Origin of the sequence: Actinokineospora sp. HUAS TT18 (genome assembly GCF_051364635.1) — a bacterium.
In the GTDB taxonomy this organism is placed as follows: domain Bacteria; phylum Actinomycetota; class Actinomycetes; order Mycobacteriales; family Pseudonocardiaceae; genus Actinokineospora.
Window position 1 is genome coordinate 3,189,203 of record NZ_CP195645.1, and the last position, 17,333, is coordinate 3,206,535.

The 17,333-nt window shown below is 72.0% G+C and carries 15 protein-coding genes; 3 read left to right on the top strand and 12 right to left on the bottom strand.

Going from position 1 to position 17,333, the window contains the following annotated elements:
• Positions 1-170: 170 nt before the first annotated feature.
• The 4 genes from ACSHT8_RS14240 to ACSHT8_RS14255 form a co-directional block, all read right to left on the bottom strand.
• Positions 171-2,537: a [protein-PII] uridylyltransferase gene (locus ACSHT8_RS14240; protein WP_436501386.1), complete on the bottom strand. Its 2,367-nt coding sequence runs from the start codon at positions 2,535-2,537 to the stop codon at positions 171-173.
• A 3-nt stretch (positions 2,538-2,540) separates the two neighbouring features.
• Entirely contained in the window at positions 2,541-2,879 is a 339-nt protein-coding gene (locus tag ACSHT8_RS14245; protein ID WP_054050020.1) for a P-II family nitrogen regulator, read from the bottom strand.
• Between the two features lie 5 nt (positions 2,880-2,884).
• Positions 2,885-4,279, bottom strand: a complete 1,395-nt coding sequence (locus tag ACSHT8_RS14250; protein WP_436501388.1) for an ammonium transporter — start codon at positions 4,277-4,279, stop codon at positions 2,885-2,887.
• 158 nt (positions 4,280-4,437) lie between these two features.
• Complete coding sequence (locus ACSHT8_RS14255; protein WP_436501390.1) at positions 4,438-4,905, bottom strand: hypothetical protein; 468 nt, start codon at positions 4,903-4,905, stop codon at positions 4,438-4,440.
• Between ACSHT8_RS14255 and ACSHT8_RS14260 the strand changes: the two genes are divergently transcribed.
• Positions 4,880-5,470 (top strand): (2Fe-2S)-binding protein, encoded by a 591-nt coding sequence (locus tag ACSHT8_RS14260; RefSeq protein WP_436501392.1) that lies wholly within the window; start codon positions 4,880-4,882, stop codon positions 5,468-5,470. The genes ACSHT8_RS14255 and ACSHT8_RS14260 overlap by 26 nt on opposite strands.
• Here ACSHT8_RS14260 and alc read toward each other — a convergent pair whose 3' ends face one another.
• Genes alc through ftsY form a run of 6 tightly spaced genes read right to left on the bottom strand, consistent with a single transcriptional unit; the run spans position 5,471 to position 12,509 of the window.
• Positions 5,471-6,454, bottom strand: a complete 984-nt coding sequence (gene alc, locus ACSHT8_RS14265) for an allantoicase (RefSeq protein WP_436501394.1) — start codon at positions 6,452-6,454, stop codon at positions 5,471-5,473. It abuts the gene before it with no gap.
• Positions 6,451-7,749 carry an allantoinase AllB gene (gene allB / locus ACSHT8_RS14270; RefSeq protein WP_436501395.1) on the bottom strand — a complete coding sequence of 433 codons (1,299 nt, stop codon included), beginning with the start codon at positions 7,747-7,749 and terminating at the stop codon, positions 6,451-6,453. Before allB ends, alc begins: the two co-directional genes overlap by 4 nt.
• Positions 7,746-8,972 (bottom strand): DUF6986 family protein, encoded by a 1,227-nt coding sequence (locus tag ACSHT8_RS14275; RefSeq protein WP_436501397.1) that lies wholly within the window; start codon positions 8,970-8,972, stop codon positions 7,746-7,748. The genes allB and ACSHT8_RS14275 overlap by 4 nt, the downstream gene beginning before the upstream one ends.
• Before the next feature lies 1 nt (position 8,973).
• Positions 8,974-10,494: a malate synthase A gene (aceB, locus tag ACSHT8_RS14280; protein ID WP_436501399.1), complete on the bottom strand. Its 1,521-nt coding sequence runs from the start codon at positions 10,492-10,494 to the stop codon at positions 8,974-8,976.
• 19 nt (positions 10,495-10,513) lie between these two features.
• A complete protein-coding gene (locus ACSHT8_RS14285; protein WP_436501401.1) occupies positions 10,514-11,155 on the bottom strand; it encodes a class I SAM-dependent methyltransferase in 642 nt (213 codons plus the stop codon).
• Position 11,156: 1 nt separating this feature from the next.
• The gene (ftsY, locus tag ACSHT8_RS14290; RefSeq protein WP_436501403.1) at positions 11,157-12,509 is read right to left on the bottom strand and encodes a signal recognition particle-docking protein FtsY; all 1,353 of its coding nucleotides are present in this window, start codon (positions 12,507-12,509) and stop codon (positions 11,157-11,159) included.
• Positions 12,510-12,682: 173 nt separating this feature from the next.
• Here ftsY and ACSHT8_RS14295 point away from each other — a divergent pair, with 173 nt between their 5' ends.
• Both ACSHT8_RS14295 and ACSHT8_RS14300 read left to right on the top strand, forming a co-directional pair.
• Complete coding sequence (locus ACSHT8_RS14295) at positions 12,683-13,837, top strand: anhydro-N-acetylmuramic acid kinase (protein WP_436501405.1); 1,155 nt, start codon at positions 12,683-12,685, stop codon at positions 13,835-13,837.
• Positions 13,824-15,347 (top strand): sodium:solute symporter, encoded by a 1,524-nt coding sequence (locus tag ACSHT8_RS14300; RefSeq protein WP_436501407.1) that lies wholly within the window; start codon positions 13,824-13,826, stop codon positions 15,345-15,347. Before ACSHT8_RS14295 ends, ACSHT8_RS14300 begins: the two co-directional genes overlap by 14 nt.
• On the opposite strand, the gene ACSHT8_RS14305 is transcribed toward ACSHT8_RS14300, so the two are convergent.
• Together ACSHT8_RS14305 and ACSHT8_RS14310 are read right to left on the bottom strand one after the other, a co-directional pair.
• On the bottom strand, positions 15,297-15,860 hold the full coding sequence (locus ACSHT8_RS14305) for a GNAT family N-acetyltransferase (protein WP_436501409.1): 564 nt from the start codon (positions 15,858-15,860) through the stop codon (positions 15,297-15,299). The genes ACSHT8_RS14300 and ACSHT8_RS14305 overlap by 51 nt on opposite strands.
• 11 nt (positions 15,861-15,871) lie before the next feature.
• Positions 15,872-17,323: an FAD-binding protein gene (locus ACSHT8_RS14310; protein WP_436501410.1), complete on the bottom strand. Its 1,452-nt coding sequence runs from the start codon at positions 17,321-17,323 to the stop codon at positions 15,872-15,874.
• Positions 17,324-17,333 lie beyond the last annotated feature (10 nt).

Genomic DNA, 17,333 nt, shown 5'->3' on the forward strand with positions numbered 1-17,333 from the left:
GGGTGAACACCGGGCGGGACCCGACCCCTCGACGGGTCCCTCCCGGCGTGCGCCGGACGCCGGGTGGACCCTCATGAGGTCCCCTGTCCACCCGCCGTCCGACAACTGAAGACTGTCAAGCGCGGCGGCTTTGTCCCAGTGTGATGACCCGTGAGTACGGCTGAGTAGGTCTACCTACTCGCGTCGAGTACCGCGTTCTCCACGACGCGGCGCCAGCCCGCCGCGCGGCCGGGGACGAAGCTGAACGAGTCGACCGCCGACCCGCCCATGGTCGCCACACGCGCCCACAGCACGTCGACGCCGCAGCGCTCCAGCGCGCCCGCGACGCTGTGCAGCAGGCCGATCCGGTCGGCGGCGCGCAGTTCCAGCACCACGGCCTCGCCGTCCAGGTCGCCCGCCTCGTGGTCGAACCACAGCACCCGCGGCTCGGGCGCGTCCTCGGCGCGGCCGCCGTAGTCACGTTCCTTGGCGGCGAGTTTGTCGGCCAGCGGCAGCGATCCGGCCTCGGCGCGCAGGAACTGCTCGCGCAGCAGGGCGGGGTCGGGCATGGAACCGAAGCGCGGGGTCACCGAATAGACCCCGACCGCGACCCCGGCGTGACTGCCGACGGAGGCCGCGTGGACTTCCAGCAGGTTGAGCGCGAGCACGCCCGCCGCCCGGGACAGCACACCAGGGCGGTCCTTTGTGGCCAGTGTGATCGTCGCGACGCGGCCGTCGGTGTCGACCAGGAAGTCGGCCTTGCCGCTGGCCCTGACCGCCTCGGCCAGTTCCCGTTGCGCGGCACCGAGTTCGGCGGGCGCGGGCAGGCGCTCACCGGCCATGGCGGCGGCGCAGCGGTCGACCAGGTCGGCGGTCAGCGTGGCCTTCCAGTCGGTCCACACGCCGGGGCCGGTGGCCAGCGAGTCGGACTCGGTCAGCGCGTGCAGCAGTTCCAGCAGGACCGGGTCGCCGCCGAGGGTGTCGACGACGCGCAGCACGGTGGCCTCGTCCTCGACGTCGCGGCGGGTCGCGGTGTGCGGGAGGAGCAGGTGGTGGCGGACCATCGCGGCCAGCGTGTCGACGTCCTCCTTGGACAGCCCGAGCCGCTGGCCGACCTGGGTGGCCAGCGCGGCGCCGACGACCGAGTGGTCCTGGCCGCGGCCCTTGCCGATGTCGTGCAGCAGCGCGCCGATGAGCAGCAGGTCGGGCCGAGAGACCCGGGTGACGAGGCGGGAGGCGTTGACCGTGGTCTGCACGAGGTGCCGGTCGACGGTCCAGATGTGCGCGGCGTCGCGCGGCGGCAGGTCGCGCACCGCGCCCCACTCAGGGAACAGCCGCGCCCACAGGCCGGTGCGGTCGAGCGCCTCCACCACGTCGGTGAGGCCCTCGCCGGAGCCGAGCAGCGACACCAGGTCCTGGCGGACCTCGGCGGGCCACGGCGCGCGCGGCTCCGGGGCAAGGTCGCTGAGGCGGGTGAGCGCGGCGGGCGCGATCGGGTGACCGGTGCGGCCCGACGCGGCGGCCACGCGCAGCAGCAGGCCCGCGTCCTTGCCGGGGTCGGCGTCGCGGGCGAGGGAGACCTCGCTGCCGTGCAGCACGACGCCTTCGTCGAGCGGCCTGCGTTCAGGGCTTCGGCGCAGCACGCCGAGGACCTTGCGGCCGGTGGTGGCGCCGGTCGAGCGCAGCGCGACATCCATGGCGTAGGCGACCGCGCGTCCCGCCCCGGACAGGGCCCTGGCCAGGGCGAACCGGTCGCCGAGGCCGAGGGTGGCGGCGATCTCGTCGCCGTCCTGCGGCCGCACGATGTCGCGCGGACGACCCGCGATGCGGCGCAGCTCGGTGCGGGTGTCGAGAAGAAGAGTGTGTGCCGCGACCACGTCCGGGCCGGGGCGGTCGATCAGCTGGGCGAGGGAGAGCGCGTCGAGGATCGCCAGGTCGCGCAGGCCGCCGCGGCCGTGTTTGAGGTCGGGTTCGACCCAGTGCGCGACCTCGCCCGCCCGGTGCCAGCGCTGCCGCACCGACTCGATCAGCTCGCTGAGCCGGTTGCGGACGCTGCCGCGCCACTGCTCGCGGGCCGACGTCGCCAGCCGCACGGTGACCTCCGCGTCGCCCGCGAGGTGGCGGGCGTCGAGCAGCCCGAGCGCGGTGCGCAGGTCGGCCTTGGCCACGTCGAGCGCCTCGCCGACGGTGCGGACCGAGTGGTCCAGCCCGACCCCGGAGTTCCACAGCGGATACCAGAGCCGCTCGGCGATCGAGTCGACCGTCTTGCGGCCGTCGTGGACCAGGACCAGGTCGAGATCGGAGTAGGGCACCAGTTCGCGGCGGCCCAGCCCGCCTACGGCGAGCAGGGCGACCCCGCCGCCGCGGCCGCCGACCCCGGCCGTGGCGGCCGTGGCGGTCAGCCAGAACTCGTGCAGGTCGGCCAGTGCCTCACGCAGCGCGTCCGGCGCCAGCCGGTGCCCCGAAGACGGCCCCGCGGACCTGGCGCCCTGACCGAGAATCCGGTCACGAGCGAGCACCAGGTCCGCCGCCGTCGGGGACGTCTCCCCCGTCTCCATGATCTAGATCGCGTCCGTCCCGCGTTCCCCGGTGCGGACCCGGACCACGGTCTCCACAGGGGTGACCCACACCTTGCCGTCGCCGATCTTGCCGGTCCGGGCGGCCTCGACGATCGCGTCGACGACCTTGTCGCCGGTCGCGTCGTCGGCGAGCACCTCGACCCGGATCTTCGGGACGAAGTCCACGGAGTACTCAGCACCCCGGTAGACCTCGGTGTGGCCCTTCTGCCTGCCGTAGCCCTGCACCTCGCTGACCGTCATGCCGAGCACGCCGATCTGCTCCAGTGCCGCCTTCACGTCGTCGAGGGTGAAGGGCTTGATGATCGCGGTAACCAGCTTCATGTCCCTCAGCCTTCCTTGCCTGCGGACGCGGACACCTTCTGGGCCAGCACATCGGCGGACTTGGCGATCGTGCTGCCACCGCCGCGCAGGCTGGAGAACTCGTAGCCGCTCTCCGCGTGCTCGGCCTCGTCGATGCCGGTCTGCTCAGCCTCGGCCGACACCCGGAAGCCGATCGTCTTCTTGATGGCGAAGGCGATGACGAGCGTCAGGACGAAGGAGTAGGCCATCACCGCACCGGCCGCGACCACCTGCTTGCCCAGCAGCGAGAAGCCGCCGCCGTAGAAGACACCGTCGGCGCCGAGGGCGTTGACGGACTTGGTGGCGAAGAAGCCGATCAGGATGGTGCCGGTCAGGCCGCCGACCAGGTGGACACCGACGACGTCGAGCGAGTCGTCGTAGCCCAGCTTGAACTTGAGGCTCACCGCGAAGGCACAGACGGCACCGGCGATGACGCCGATGGCCAGCGCGCCCAGCGGGGTGACGAAACCACAGGCCGGGGTGATCGCGACCAGGCCCGCGATGGCGCCGGAGGCCGCACCCAGGGTGGTGGGCTTGCCGTCGCGGAACTGCTCCACGATCAGCCAGCCGATGACCGCGGCGGCGGTGGCGGCGGTGGTGTTGGTGAACGCGACACCGGCGAGGTCACCGGCCGACAGCGCGGAACCGGCGTTGAAGCCGTACCAGCCGAACCACAGCAGACCGGCGCCCAGCAGGACGAACGGCAGGTTGTGCGGACGCATGGGCTCACGCGGCCAGCCCTTGCGCTTGCCCAGCACGAGAACCAGGGCGAGCGCCGCGGCACCGGCGTTGATGTGGACCGCGGTACCACCGGCGAAGTCGAGCGCGCCGAGGCCGTGCGCGGCGTTGGCGATCCAGCCGCCCAGGTTCGAGGCGCCGGTGTGGCCGTCGAAGTTGAACACCCAGTGCGCGACCGGGAAGTACACGACGGTGGCCCACACGGCGACGAACAGCGTCCACGCCCAGAACTTCGCGCGGTCGGCGACCGCACCGGAGATCAGCGCCGGGGTGATGACGGCGAACATGAGCTGGAACATCACGAACACCGTGGTCGGCAGCGCGTTGGTGCCGGGCCACGGCACCTCGGGCGCGGTCTCGGTCGCGGCGACGCCGTAGCCGACGAGCTTGCCGATGGTGTCCTTCAGCCCGACGAAGTCGAACCCGCCGAGCAACCCACCACCCACGTCGTTGCCGAACGCGAGGCTGTAACCGAACGTCACCCAGAGCACGGTGACGACACCGAGCGAGATGAAGCTCATCATCAGCATGTTGAGCACGCTCTTCGCGCGCACCATGCCGCCGTAGAAGAAAGCGAGGCCGGGGGTCATGAGCATGACCAAGGCCGCGCTGGCGAGCACCCAGGCGGTATCTCCTGCGTTCACATCGTCCTCCCGTGAACCTATTGATTGCGGGGAAGCATGTGTTTGTCCTGTTTCACGGGATGGCGCGCGAGGTTTCCGGCGGGTGAACTGTCCGACCCGTCGTGTTACGGCCACGTTTCCTTCACGTCGCGTATCCGATCGACTACGGAAGCGTGTGGTTAACGTGCGCCACTGTGGACGGCCGCGCCCCAGTCGATGCGGTGGCCGTGCTGCCACGCCAACAGCTCCGGCTTGGCGCGGACCACGCTCGCGAGTGGACCGGCGGCCTTGGCGCTGCTCGCGCGGGCGCCCGCGGCGATGACCCGCTCGACGCGCGGACGGCGGAGGCGTTCATAGGTGGCGAAAGCGTCCGCGTGGGGCAGGTCGCGCAGGCAGCGGGCCAGTTCGACGGCGCTCTCGGCGGCCAGGGAAGCGTCCTGGCGTGAGCTGGGGACGTGGCGTGGGGCGGCGTCGCCGACGAGGACGCGGCCCTGGCTCCAGCGGGGCAGGGTCGGCAGTTCCTCCAGGGCGCCGACGACGCTCGGTTCCTCGTGGCGTGCGCCAGGATCCGCGGGGCCTGGGTGCGGTCGGCGGCCTGAGCGACAGGCTAGTTTGGGCCGCGTGATCCCCGTGCCGGTCGCGGCCATCCAGGACCCCGAGTGGCTGACCGCCCAGCTCGCCGCGGCGGGCACCCGGTTCCGCACGGCCGACCAGGTCGTCACCGGTGTCCTGTGGTGGTACTCAGCCAGTTCCGTGCTGCTCGGCCCGACCGTGGAGTCCCTGCTCGGCACCGGCCGCGCGCTCGACCCGGCCGCGGTGACGCTCTACCTGCACCCCGACGGCCGCCTTCTCGACGCCCGGGGCTCAGCCGAGTGCGCCGACCCCGGCCCGCGGCTGCGGCGGCTGCTGTCCGCGGCGATCACCACCGTCGCCACGCTCAGCGGCGCCTCGCCCCGGGCCCTGTGGGCGATCGCGACGGACTCGCTGGCCAACCGGGTGCTGTGGGCGGGCGGCGGCCCCGAGGACGCGGTCAAACTGGCGAGCGAGATCGGCCAGGAGCTGCCGAGGCCGCGGTTCGTCGATGTCGGCGGCCGCACCGTGGTCCGCCGCGCGTCGTGTTGCCTTGTTTACGAGACGCCCGGCGCGGACAAGTGCGTCAGCTGTCCCCGCCAGCTTCCCGCCGACCGCCTCAGGCGGCTCCAGGCATGGTGATCACCCGAGAGCGAAGCGGCCTGCCAGCGCCGTCATCCCCGCATCAGTCAAACCACCGTGCAACCGCAGTCGCGCCATGCCGCCGTCCGGATAGATGTCGAGGCGGACGTAGCGCACCGGGCCCGCGGTGATCGGGAAGCGGTGTCGGGTGTCGGGTTGCAGCCGGGTGCGCTCCAGCAGGGGGAACCACGGCCCGTCCACCTCCGCCGCGCCCGTGAGCTGAGCCCAGCCGGGGGCGTTCCCCTTGAAGTGCGTCGTGTCCAGTTCGGCGAAGCGGATCACGCCCTCGGCCGCCAGACGGACCAGCACCCAGTCGTTGTCGGCGTCGCGACGGCGGGCGGTTTCCCAGCCGTCGCCCATGACCGTGGCGTGGCCGGGGGCGAGAAGGTTGTCCGGGTTGGAGTAGAACTTGTTGCTGCAGTCGACGATCCGGCCGCCGTTCTCCAGGGCGGCCAGGTCGAGTGCGGTCGGGTCGAGCAGCGCCGGGTCGGCCACCGGCTCCCCGTGCACCCGCAGCCTGGCCACGCCGCCGTCGGGGTGGATCGTCAGCCGGACGTGGGTGAAGCGGCGGTCGGAGTCGGTCTCGAACAGGTTCCGCGTGTCACCGCTCAGCGGGCCGCGCGGGACGACCGTCTCCCAGCCGGTCAGCTCGTCAACGCTCGGATAGCCCGCGACCGAACAAGCCTCGACGGTGCACTCCGGCGGGTAGTTGCCGGTGAAGAACGCGGTGTCGACGACGACCGCGCGGATCACCCCGGGCAGTCCGAGCCGGACGACCGCCGAATCGTCCCCAGGCTCGCGCCGCCTGCGGGTCTCCCAGCCGTCGTACACCTGGCCTTTGAGTCCGAACGTCGCCGGGCGGAACTCGGGCGGGGCCGCCGTGATCAGGTTCTCGCGCTCGGCGAAGGACTCATCGTTCGCCCACATCACCGAGCCACCGAGGCGGCGGGAGGCCAAGTCAGGCAGGGTCAGCCAGTCACTCACGCGATGCCCCTCTCCAATAGCGCCCCGCGTGGTTCGCCGACGGGTGCGCCGCGCAGCCAGGTCTGGCGGACGACCCCGCGCAAGGTCGTGCCGTGATACGCGGTGACGGGGTTGCGGTGGTGCAGCGCGGCGGCGTCGACCGTGAACTCCTCGTCGGGGGCGAACACGGCGAAGTCGGCGTCGAAACCCGGTGCGATGTGACCCTTGTGGCGCAGACCGACCAACTCGGCTGGACCCGACGCCATCCACCCGGCGACGTCGACCAGCGTGTGCCCGCGCGCGCGGGCACCGGTCCACACCGCCGGGAGTCCGAGTTGGACACTGGCGATCCCGCCCCACGCGGCGGCGAAGTCGCCGGTGTCGAAGCGCTTCAACTCGGGGGTGCACGGCGAGTGGTCGCTGGCGATCATGCTGATCAGGCCGTCCGCAAGCGCTTGCCACAGCCGTTCCCGGTTGGCCGCGCCCCGGATCGGCGGGCAGCACTTGAACTCGGTGGCGCCGTCGGGCACATCCTCGGCGGCGAACGTCAGATAGTGCGGGCACGTCTCGGCGGTGACGGCGCCCAGCAGCGGCAGCGCGTCGGCGGACGACAGGTGGACGATGTGCGCGCGGGCGCCGGTCAGCGCCGCCGCCTTGACCACCGACGCGATCGCGTTGTCCTCGGCGACGGCGGGCCGCGAGGCGAGGAACCCGGCATAGGCGCGGCCAGGCGGGGTCGGGGTGATCGCGGCGGCGTCCTCGGCGTGGGCGATCATCAGCGCGTCGAGCCCGGCGGTGACACGCAGGTGCTCGACCAGTTCGTCGGGACCCAGATGGCCGAATTCCTCGACGCCGGAGTCCAGCAGGAAGCACTTGAACCCGAACACACCGGCCTCGTGCAGTGCCGCCAGTTCGCCGGCGTTGCCCGGCACCGCGCCGCCCCAGAATCCGACGTCCACATAGGACCGTCCGCGCGCCGCGTCGCGCTTGATCTCCAACGCGCGCAGGTCAGTCGTGGGCGGCACGGAGTTCAGCGGCATGTCGACGATCGTGGTCACGCCACCCGCCGCCGCGGCCCTGGTCGCGGTCGGGAAGCCCTCCCACTCGGCGCGGCCGGGATCGTTGACGTGCACGTGCGTGTCGACCAGGCCCGGCAGCAGCACCTCGTCCGCCCCGATCTCCACCACCCGCGCCTCGCCGACCGGCCCGTCGACGGGGTCGACCGACACGATCCGGCCGTCGCGGACCCGCACGCACGCGGGCATCTCGGTCCCACCGGTCACACACCGCCGCGCGCGGAACACGAGGTCGGTCATCGGCGCTCCACCAGCGCGGTCAACCCCGCCACGTCCAGCCCGCAGGACCGGCTGACCTCCTCGGCCGTCAGCGCCCCGCAGTCGACCGCGCGCAGCATCGACCGGGCGAGGGCGGCGGCCGTCGCGGGCTCGTCGAGGATCGACCCGCTCGTCCGCGCGACATACGCCGCGAGCCGCTTCCCGTCGGACGCCGCGGTCTCCAGGCAGTGCGCGAACACCGCGCAGTACCGGGAGACCAGCTGCGCCGGGTGCAGGTCCCAGCCCTGGAAGAACCCGTGCGACAGCGACCGGCGGACCAGCTTGTAGTGCGACCGCCACGCCGTGACGACGTGGTCGCCGACCGGCAGGACGTTCGACGAGCCGTCGGACAGCCGCACCCCGGTGCCCGCCGCACCGACCTGCATGGCGTGCCGGGCGAAGTCGCACGCGGCGTGCGCGAGGTGCTGGTCGGCGGCACTGAGGCCGCACGCGGCGGTGTAGTCGTAGGTGCCGAAGTGCAGGCCCGACACCCGGCCCCCGCCCGCCTCGATCAGCCGGGGCACCGTGAACCGTCCTTTGTGGTCGATCACGGCCTGCGTGGTCTCGATCTGGACCTCGAACCGCAGCGCGCCTGCGCCGAGGTCGAGCCGCTGTTCGAGCACGTCGAGCAGCTCCACCAGCGCCGCGACCTGGTCGGGCACGGTGACCTTGGGGAAGGTGACGACGAAGCCCGGCGGCGGCGTGCCCAGACCGGTGAGGACCAGGTCGAGCGTGCGCACGGCCCGCTGCAGCAGCTCCACCGTGTCGAACGACTTCATCCGGATGCCGACATTCGCCAGCCCCCACCCGGCGATAAGTTCGGTGGCGCGCACGGCGTCGGCGTCCTCGACGGAGTCGATCCGGGAGCCGTAGCCGTCCTCGAAGTCGACGCGCAGGTCCTCGACCGGCTCGGCGGCGAGCTTGGCGCGCACCCGCTCGAACACCGTCGGCGCCAGCGCGGCGGGCACCCCCACGGCGGCGGCCAGGGCGGCCGGGTCGGGCGCGTGTTCCTCCAACGCGGCCGTCGCCTCGGCGCCCCAGCGTGCCGGGAGGTCGCCGGTGATCTTGTCGGCGGGGACGTAGCAGGTGTGGACCGGCTGGCGGCCGCCGTGGTCGCCGGGATACCGGCCTGCCCGCCGCTGGTCTACTTCGGACAGTCGGGCGACAGTGCCCGCGATCAGCGCGCCGTCGAGGGTGGTGCGCATGTCAGATCCGCTCGTAGGCCGGGATGGTCAGGAAGTCGATGTAGTCCTCGGCCAGCGCGACCTCGGCGAACAGCTCCGTGGCGGCCGACCGCGGTTCCTCGGCGATGATCGACCGGACCAGGTCGGCGGTCACCGTCTCGCCGGTGTCGAGGACGACGCCATTGCGCACCCACTGCCAGATCAGCGACCGGGAGATCTCGGCGGTCGCCGCGTCCTCCATCAGGTTGTGAATCGCGGCCGCGCCGTTGCCCGCCAGCCACGACTCCAGGTACCGCACGCCGACATCGACGGCCGACCGCAGCCCGTCCATGGTCGCGCTGCCCGGCGTCGAGGCCACGTCGAGCAGCTCCGCCGCGGTCACCGAGACGTCCTCGCGCAGCCGGTCGAGCTGGTTGGGCCTGCCGCCCAGTACGCCGTCGAAGACCTCGCGGCACACCGGGACCAGGTCGGGATGGGCGACCCACGAGCCGTCGAACCCGTCACCGGCCTCGCGGCCCTTGTCCTCCCGCACCTTCTCCAGCGCCCGGGCTGTCACCTCCGGGTCACGCCGGTTGGGGATGAACGCGGCCATCCCGCCCATCGCGAACGCGCCCCGGCGGTGGCAGGTGCGGACCAGGAGTTCGGTGTAGGCGCGCATGAAGGGCGCGGTCATGGTGACGCTGTTGCGGTCGGGCAGGACGAACCGCGACCCCGCGTCGCGGAAGTACTTGATCAGGCTGAACAGGTAGTCCCAGCGGCCCGCGTTGAGCCCGGAGGCGTGATCGCGCAGCTCGTAGAGGATCTCGTCCATCTCGAAGGCGGCCGGGATGGTCTCGATGAGCACGGTCGCCCGGATCGTGCCGTAGGGAACGCCGAGTTCGGCCTGGGCCCGGGTGAACACGTTGTTCCAGAGCCGCGCCTCGAGGTGGCTCTCCATCTTCGGCAGGTAGTAGTAGGGCTTGTCGTGGGTGTGGAAGAAGTGCAGCCCGAAGTCGACGAGCGCGCCCACCGCGCGGCGTCCGCCGATCTCCACGTGCTTCTCGTCGAGGTGCCAGCCCCGGGGCCGCACGACGATCGTGGCGGGCCGCTCGGCGGTCAGGTCGTAGTGCTTGCCCTCCGGCGAGGTGAACGAGATGGTGCCGCGGGCCGCGTCGTGCAGGTTGACCTGCCCGGACACGACGTTGCGCCAGTGCGGGGTGTTGGCGTCCTCCAGGTCGGCCAGCCACACCCGGGCACCCGAGTTGAGCGCGTTGATCGCCATCTTCCGCTCGGTCGGCCCGGTGATCTCCACCCGCCGGTCGACCAGGTCGGGCGGCGCCGCGGCGACCCGCCAGTCGCCGTCGCGGACTCCTTGGGTCTCCGGGAGGAAGTCGAGCCGCCCGGTCCGCGAAGCCTGCTCGCGCTTGGCCACCCTGGCCTTGAGCAGTTCGTCCCGCCGATCGGCGAACGCGCGGTGCAGTCCCGCGACGAACGCGAGCGCCTCGGGGGTCAGGATCTCCGCGTCGCGCTCGACGGGTTCGCCGAGCAGCTTGATGTCGACCATGACTCCATAGTGGCCCCCATCACGTGTTTGGGACACCCGGCACACGCACCAGCAGGGCAGTCCGTCTGCTGGGGTGCTCGACGCCGGGATGCGGCTCGCGGTCGAGCCGGGCCACCAGCGGGAGACCGGCCACGGCCAGCGCGGCGATCTCCTGGTCGGGATCCAGGTAGTGGAAGGCCAGGTCGACGTCGTGGCCCCACCACTGGGTGAGGCGCTTGGTTCCCCCGGTCGGGATGTCGGCGTCGCTGGTGTGGAAGGCGATCAGCGCGTGCCCGCCGGGGCGCAGCACCCGAGCGAACTCGGCGTAGGCGGCGGCCCGGCGCTCGGCGGCGAGGTGGATGACCGCGTAGTAACTGACGATCCCGGACACCGACCCGGACCGGACCGGCAGCGCGGTCATGTCGGCGGCGGACGCCGGGATCGCACTGGTCGCGCACATCGCGGGCGAGAGATCGAAGCCGACGACCCGTCCGCCCACATACGCGCCGATCTGGCCGGGACCACAGCCGACGTCGAGCACCGTCCCGTCCCGGGTCAGCTCGGCGAAGGCGTCGAGCAGGCCGCGGTCGAGCGGTTTGGCCGCCAGTTCGTCGCGCAGTTCGGCCGCGTACCGCGTGGCGACCTGGTCGTAGCCGTGGCGGGTGCGGGCGGCCTCGCCCATGTCAGCCCAGCAGCGCGTCGACGAAGGCGGCCGGGTCGAAGGGAGCCAGGTCGTCGGCGCCTTCACCGAGGCCGACCAGCTTGACCGGCACACCCAGTTCGCGCTGCACCTGGAAGACGATGCCGCCCTTCGCGGTGCCGTCGAGCTTGGTCAGCACGATCCCGGTGACGTCGACGACCTCGCCGAACACCCGGGCCTGGGTGAGGCCGTTCTGTCCGGTCGTGGCGTCGAGGACCAGCAGGACCTCGTCGACCGGGGTCTGCTTCTCCACGACCCGCTTGACCTTGCCCAACTCGTCCATCAGGCCGGTCTTGGTGTGCAGGCGGCCCGCGGTGTCGATCAGCACGGCGTCGACGCCGGACTCGCGGCCGCGGCGGACCGCGTCGAACGCGACGGCGGCCGGGTCGGCGCCTTCCTTGCCGCGGACGGTCTCGGCGCCCACGCGCTCGGCCCACGTCTGCAGCTGGTCGGCGGCGGCGGCGCGGAAGGTGTCGGCCGCGCCCAGGACAACAGTGCGGCCGTCGGCCACCAGGACGCGCGCGAGCTTGCCGGTGGTCGTGGTCTTGCCGGTGCCGTTCACACCCGCGACCAGCACGACAGCGGGCTGGCGCTCGCCGTCGACGCCGTGCGGGAGCGCGCGGACCGCGCGGTCCATCTCCGGGTGCAGCGCCTCGATCAGCACCGACCGCAGCACCGCGCGCGCGTCGGCGGCCGTGCGGACTCCCCGCGCGACGAGTTCGGTGCGCAGCTTGTCGACGATCTCCTGGGTGGTCGCCGCACCGAGGTCGGCCAGCAGCAGGGTGTCCTCGACCTCGGTCCACGAGTCCTCGTCGAGGTCACCGGCGCCGAGCAGGCCGAGCAGGCCCTGGCCCAGCGTCGACCGGGACCGCGACAGGCGCCCGCGCAGCCGCTCCAGGCGGCCGGAGGTCGGCGCGATCTCGTCGGTCTCGACCGGGCCGATCGGCTGCTCGGGAATGATCGGCGCGAGGTCGCCAACATCGACGGGGCCGCCCTGCTCCGGGATGACCGACTCCTCGACCGGACCCTGGGTCGGGATGTCGGGCAGCGTGACGTCGACGATCCCGCGCTTCGGCGAGTCGCGCGGCACGGACGCGTCGTCGCCGACGCCGGGCTGGCCGTCGACCTCGGTCCTGTCCGCCACCGGGTGCTTGGGCTGACCGCCCTGAGCGAGGCTGATGCCGCTGTCGGCCTGGTATGCCTTCGGCTTGGCGATCTCCGGCTTGGCCTCGGTGAGGCTGATCCGCCTGCGCCGGGCCAGCGCGTAGCCGGTGACCAGCGCCGCGACCAGGACCACGGCGGCGATGATGAGGACGACGATCAGGGTGCTCGACACCCGCCAATCCTCCCACTGTTCCGCCTCCCCGAAATTTCTAGGGTTGGTCACCACCCAGCGGAAGCTGCGGTTTTGGCGGTAACCGTGGTCAATCGCCGTCCCGTTCCCCTAAGGCGGCGGTTTGTTGATCCGCCTCTTGCGAACACAGCCCATGCGCGTTAGACCAGACATCCATGGGTCGATCAAGGGTGGTCGGGGTCATCTCCGGCACGTCGATGGACGGCGTCGACATCGCCGTCGCCGACCTGACCCTCGACGGCGACACCGTCGACCTCGTCCCGCTCAGCCACCACTCGGTGCCCTACCCCGACGATCTCCGCGCCGACCTGCTGGCCGCCCTGCCGCCCGGCGACTGCACCGCCGAGCGCCTCTGCCGTCTCGACACCGGCGTGGGCCAGACGTTCGGCGCCGCCGCGGCCGCCGCCGGACCCGCCGACCTGGTCGCATCGCTCGGCCAGACCCTGTTCCACTGGGTCGACGGCGGCACCTGCCGAGGCACCCTCCAACTCGGCCAACCCGCCTGGATCGCCGAGGCGACCGGGCTGCCCGTGGTGTCCGACCTGCGCGCCCGCGACGTCGCGGGCGGCGGCCACGGCGCCCCGCTGGCCGGGATCCTCGACCGGATGCTCATGCCGGACGGAACCGCCGCGCTCAACCTCGGCGGCATCGCCAACGTGACGATCGACGGCGTCGCGTTCGACACCGGACCCGGCAACGCACTGCTCGACGCCGCCGCCCGCGACCGGCTCGGCACAGACCAGGACACCGACGGCGCCACCGCGGCGCAGGGCACCGTCCGCCCCGACCTGCTCGCCATCCTGCTGGCCGACCCCTACTACGCGGCGCCGAAGCCCAAGTCGACCGGCAAGGAGCAGTTCAACGGCGACTACCTGGCCGCGGCTCTGGCCAGGGTCCCCCGGGTCGCCGACGCCGACCTCCTCGCCACCCTGGTCGCGCTCACCGCCCAGACCGTCGCGGACGCGTGCCGCGGCGTGACCCGTGTGCTGGCCTCCGGCGGCGGCGCGCGGAACCCGGCGCTGATGGCCGCGCTCGCCGCCGACCTGGCCCCGGCCACGCTGGGCACGACCGAGGACCTGGGCCTCCCGGTCGACGGCAAAGAGGCTTACCTCGCCGCTGTCCTTGGCTTCCTCACCTGGCACGGCGTTCCCGTTGACCCGCGGACAGGTGGGAACGGCCCGCGCGTCCTCGGCAGCATCACCCCCGGCCGCGCGTCGTTGAGTCTCCCGGAGCCGCACACCGGACCCGTGCGGCGACTGCGCGTGCTCCCTGACCCCGACGCCGCTGGAGGAACCTGTGCGGGCCCTTGACCTCGCCATCATCGCCGCGTTCCTCGTCGGGATGCCGCTGCTCGGCATCTGGATCGCCGGACGGCAGAAGTCCGGCAGCGACTACTTCGTCGGCGAAGGCAAGATCAAGTGGTGGGTGGCGTGCCTGTCGGTGGTCTCGGCGGAGACCTCGACGCTGACCGTGCTGAGCGTGCCCACGGTCGCCTACCTCGGCGCGTTCACCTATCTGCAGCTCGCGATGGGCTACGTGATCGGCCGCATCGTGGTGTCGTTCGTGCTGCTCCCCCGGTATGTCGCGGGGCAGATGACCACCGCGTACAACTTCCTGGGCAAGCGGTTCGGCGCGGGCCTGCAGGGCACGGCGTCGGTGACGTTCCTGTTCACCCGCCTGCTCGCCGACGGCGTGCGGCTGTTCGCCACCGCGATCCCGATCAAGATCGTCCTGGCCGCGTACGGGATCAACGCGGCGTACTGGCAGATCGTGGCGGTGCTCGGCCTTGCGATGGTGGTCTACACGTTCTTCGGCGGCGTGCGCGCGGTCGTGTGGGTCGACGCGATCCAGATGCTCTGGTACGTCATCGGCGGCGTGGCGGTGGTGTGGTTCCTGGCCGACCGGCTGCCGTCGGGCTGGTTCGGCGCGGCGGTCGACGCGGGCAAGACGCAGCTGTTCGACTTCGGCAGCGCGCCGCTGAGCAACAACTACGCCTTCATCACCGCGGTCCTGGGCGGCGCCGTGCTGTCGATGGCCTCACACGGCGCCGACCAGCTGATCGTCCAGCGGCTCATGGCGTGCAACGACGTGAAGGCCAGCCAGAAGGCGCTCATCGCCAGCGGGTTCGTCGTGCTGCTGCAGTTCGCGCTGTTCCTGCTGATCGGCACGATGCTCTGGTCGTTCTACAAAGGACTCAACCCGGTCACCGACCTCGGCCTCACGACCAACGACGAGCTGTTCGCGTCGTTCATCGTCAACGAGCTGCCGAGCGGGCTGTCCGGCTTCGTGATCGCGGGCATCCTCGCCGCGGCGCTCAGCTCGTCGCTGGGCGCACTGGCGTCTTCCACGGTCACCGACGTGATCCAGCGGGTCGTGCGCAGGCCGCTGACCGAGACGGAGACGCTGCGGCAGGGCCGGATCTGGACGGTGGTCTGGGCGGGCGCGCTGATCGTGTTCGCGTCGATGTTCACCACGACCAAGAACCCGATCGTGGAGACCGCGCTCGCCATCACCGGCTACACCTACGGCGCGCTGCTCGGCGCGTTCCTGCTCGGCCTGCTGGTCAAGCGCGCCCAGCAGGCCGACGCGATCGCGGCGTTCGTGACCACGGTGGCGGTGATGGCCTTCGTGATCCTCGGGCTGAAGTTCAGCAAGAAGACAGGCGAGTTCCTCGGCGTGGACTTCGCCAAGGCGTCCGGCGACACCGTCGCCCTGGCGTTCCCCTGGTACACCCCGCTCGGCGTGGTGGTGACACTGACGGTCGGCGGGCTACTTGCCCTGCGCCACCGCACGAGCGCGCCACTCGTCCGCCAGGACTGACCACAGCTCCATGTCGTGGCGGACCTCGCCGTGCGGATAGTGCTTGCGCAGCACGCCCTCTTTGGTGAAGCCGAGGCGGCGGGCGACGGCGATGCTCGGCTCGTTGCCCACCGCCGAGTACCACTCCACCCGGGCGATGCCGCGCTCGAACACCGCCCAGTCGATCAGGTGGCGCACCGCCAGCGTCACCAGACCGCGACCGGTGACCTCCGGGGCCAGCCACACGCCGACCTCGCAGATCCCGGTCGCGGTGCTGAAGCTCGGGAAGCTCACCCCGCCCGACAGCTTGCCGCCGACCCACACACCGAAGACCCTGCCCTCGTCGCGGACCTGCTTCTCGGCGAACCCGACCAGCCACGCGCGCGCGGCGGCGAGGTCGGGCACCCGGTCGTGCCAGGCCAGCCACTGGCCGAGGTGGTCGCGGATGCCGTCGAGGTGCGTGAGGAACTCCTCGGCGTGCCAGGGTTCCAGCGCGCGCAGCTCGGCGCCGTCGGTCAACACGGTGGTCAGCACTGACTACCCCTTCACGAGAAGATGCCCTGTCCCGGCGTGAGCACCCCGTGCGGGTCGAACGTCGACTTGGCCCGGCGGGCCCGCGGGTACTGCGCGCCGTAGTGGACCGGCCAGTCGGTGGGCAGCATCGGGATCGCCCCGATGGCGTACTGCTTGGCGCCGACCGCCCGGGCGTTCAGGTAAGCAGTTCGGTTGTCGCCGATCAACCGAGTAACCGTGTCCGGGTTCGGCGGGGCGACCACGCGCAGGATCGACAGCAGGTAGACGACCTCGCCGTCGGGCACCGGCACCAGCGGCCGGGTCAGCCGGGCGCGCGGGACCGGGTAGAGCAGGATCGGGCCGCCCACATCGGCCGGGCTCAGGTTCGCGAGCAGGTCGGCGACGTAGCGGTCGGTCGCGGCGTCGGGCAGGAACAGGTTGAGCCACGGGTTCGGGAACTTCAGCGGCCGCAGCTGGTCGACCAGTGCGGTGATCCGGTCGAGCCACGCGAAGTACGGCATCTCCGCGATCTCGGTGGCGGTCGGCGTGGGCAGGCCGCGCTGGATGGCCGCGTCGTCGGGGGCCTGGCCGGTGAAGTAGGCGACGCCTTCGAGGACGTAGGCCCAGCCGGTGTCCGTCGGGACGACCTGGCCTTCGAGGTAGCTGAACCGGCCGTCGCGCAGCGCGGTGCGCTGGGCGGTGGTGAAGTCGGTCAAGCTCGCGTAGGTCAGCCGATACATGCGGGCGGTGGTCTGCGCGGGGATGAGCTTCACGGTGGCGCGCACGATCACGCCATACTGGCCGAGCCCGCCGAGTACGACGTCGAACAGCTCGCGGTTCTGCGTGCGGGAGCAGCGGACCAGCTCGCCGGTGCCGGTGACGACCTCCAGCGCGAGCACGTTGTCGACCTGCAGGCCGTGGTGGGAGCTGGCGCCGCCGACCCCGCCGACCGACAGGGTGCCGCCGACGGACAGTCCGATGTAGTCGGTCGCGACCGGCGGCGTGCGGCCCGCGGCGATCGCCGCCTGGAACAGGTCGGTCCACTGGACGCCCGCGTCGACCACCGCGCGGTCCGTGCCGACCGAGTGGATCTGGGCGAGCGTGCGGGAGTCGATGACCACGCCCGCCTTCGCCTGCGCCTGGCCGAAGACCGAGTGGCCCTGGCCGCGCATCGCCACGGTCAGGCCGTTGGCGCAGGCGAACCGGATGATCTTCTGGATGTCGCGCACCGAGCCCGGACGCAGCACCGCGCGCGGGCGGTCGTGGGTGATCTGGCCGTAGTCATCCGCGGCCTCGGTTAACGCGGCGTCGTCGGTGACGAGTTCGCCGTCCAGCGGCGGCACCGCGAGACCGGTCGCGCCCGCGTCGGCCTGGGCCTGGGTGATCCAGCCGAGCCCGAGCGGGTCGAAGGCGACCACGGCGACCGCCGCGCCGACCGCGAGGAAGCCGCGTCGGTTGAGTCCGGGAAGACCGCTGTCTCGCATGTGGACGCTC

Bases quoted from the DNA above. Each gene is read 5' to 3' on its own strand.
- ACSHT8_RS14285 (WP_436501401.1), bottom strand. From the start codon at position 11,155: ATGGGCGAGGCCGCCCGCACCCGCCACGGCTACGACCAGGTCGCCACG.
- ACSHT8_RS14295 (WP_436501405.1), top strand. From the start codon at position 12,683: ATGGGTCGATCAAGGGTGGTCGGGGTCATCTCCGGCACGTCGATGGAC.
- aceB (WP_436501399.1), bottom strand. From the start codon at position 10,494: ATGGTCGACATCAAGCTGCTCGGCGAACCCGTCGAGCGCGACGCGGAG.
- ACSHT8_RS14245 (WP_054050020.1), bottom strand. From the start codon at position 2,879: ATGAAGCTGGTTACCGCGATCATCAAGCCCTTCACCCTCGACGACGTG.
- ACSHT8_RS14275 (WP_436501397.1), bottom strand. From the start codon at position 8,972: ATGCGCACCACCCTCGACGGCGCGCTGATCGCGGGCACTGTCGCCCGA.
- ACSHT8_RS14255 (WP_436501390.1), bottom strand. From the start codon at position 4,905: ATGGCCGCGACCGGCACGGGGATCACGCGGCCCAAACTAGCCTGTCGC.
- allB (WP_436501395.1), bottom strand. From the start codon at position 7,749: ATGACCGACCTCGTGTTCCGCGCGCGGCGGTGTGTGACCGGTGGGACC.
- ACSHT8_RS14310 (WP_436501410.1), bottom strand. From the start codon at position 17,323: ATGCGAGACAGCGGTCTTCCCGGACTCAACCGACGCGGCTTCCTCGCG.
- ACSHT8_RS14240 (WP_436501386.1), bottom strand. From the start codon at position 2,537: ATGGAGACGGGGGAGACGTCCCCGACGGCGGCGGACCTGGTGCTCGCT.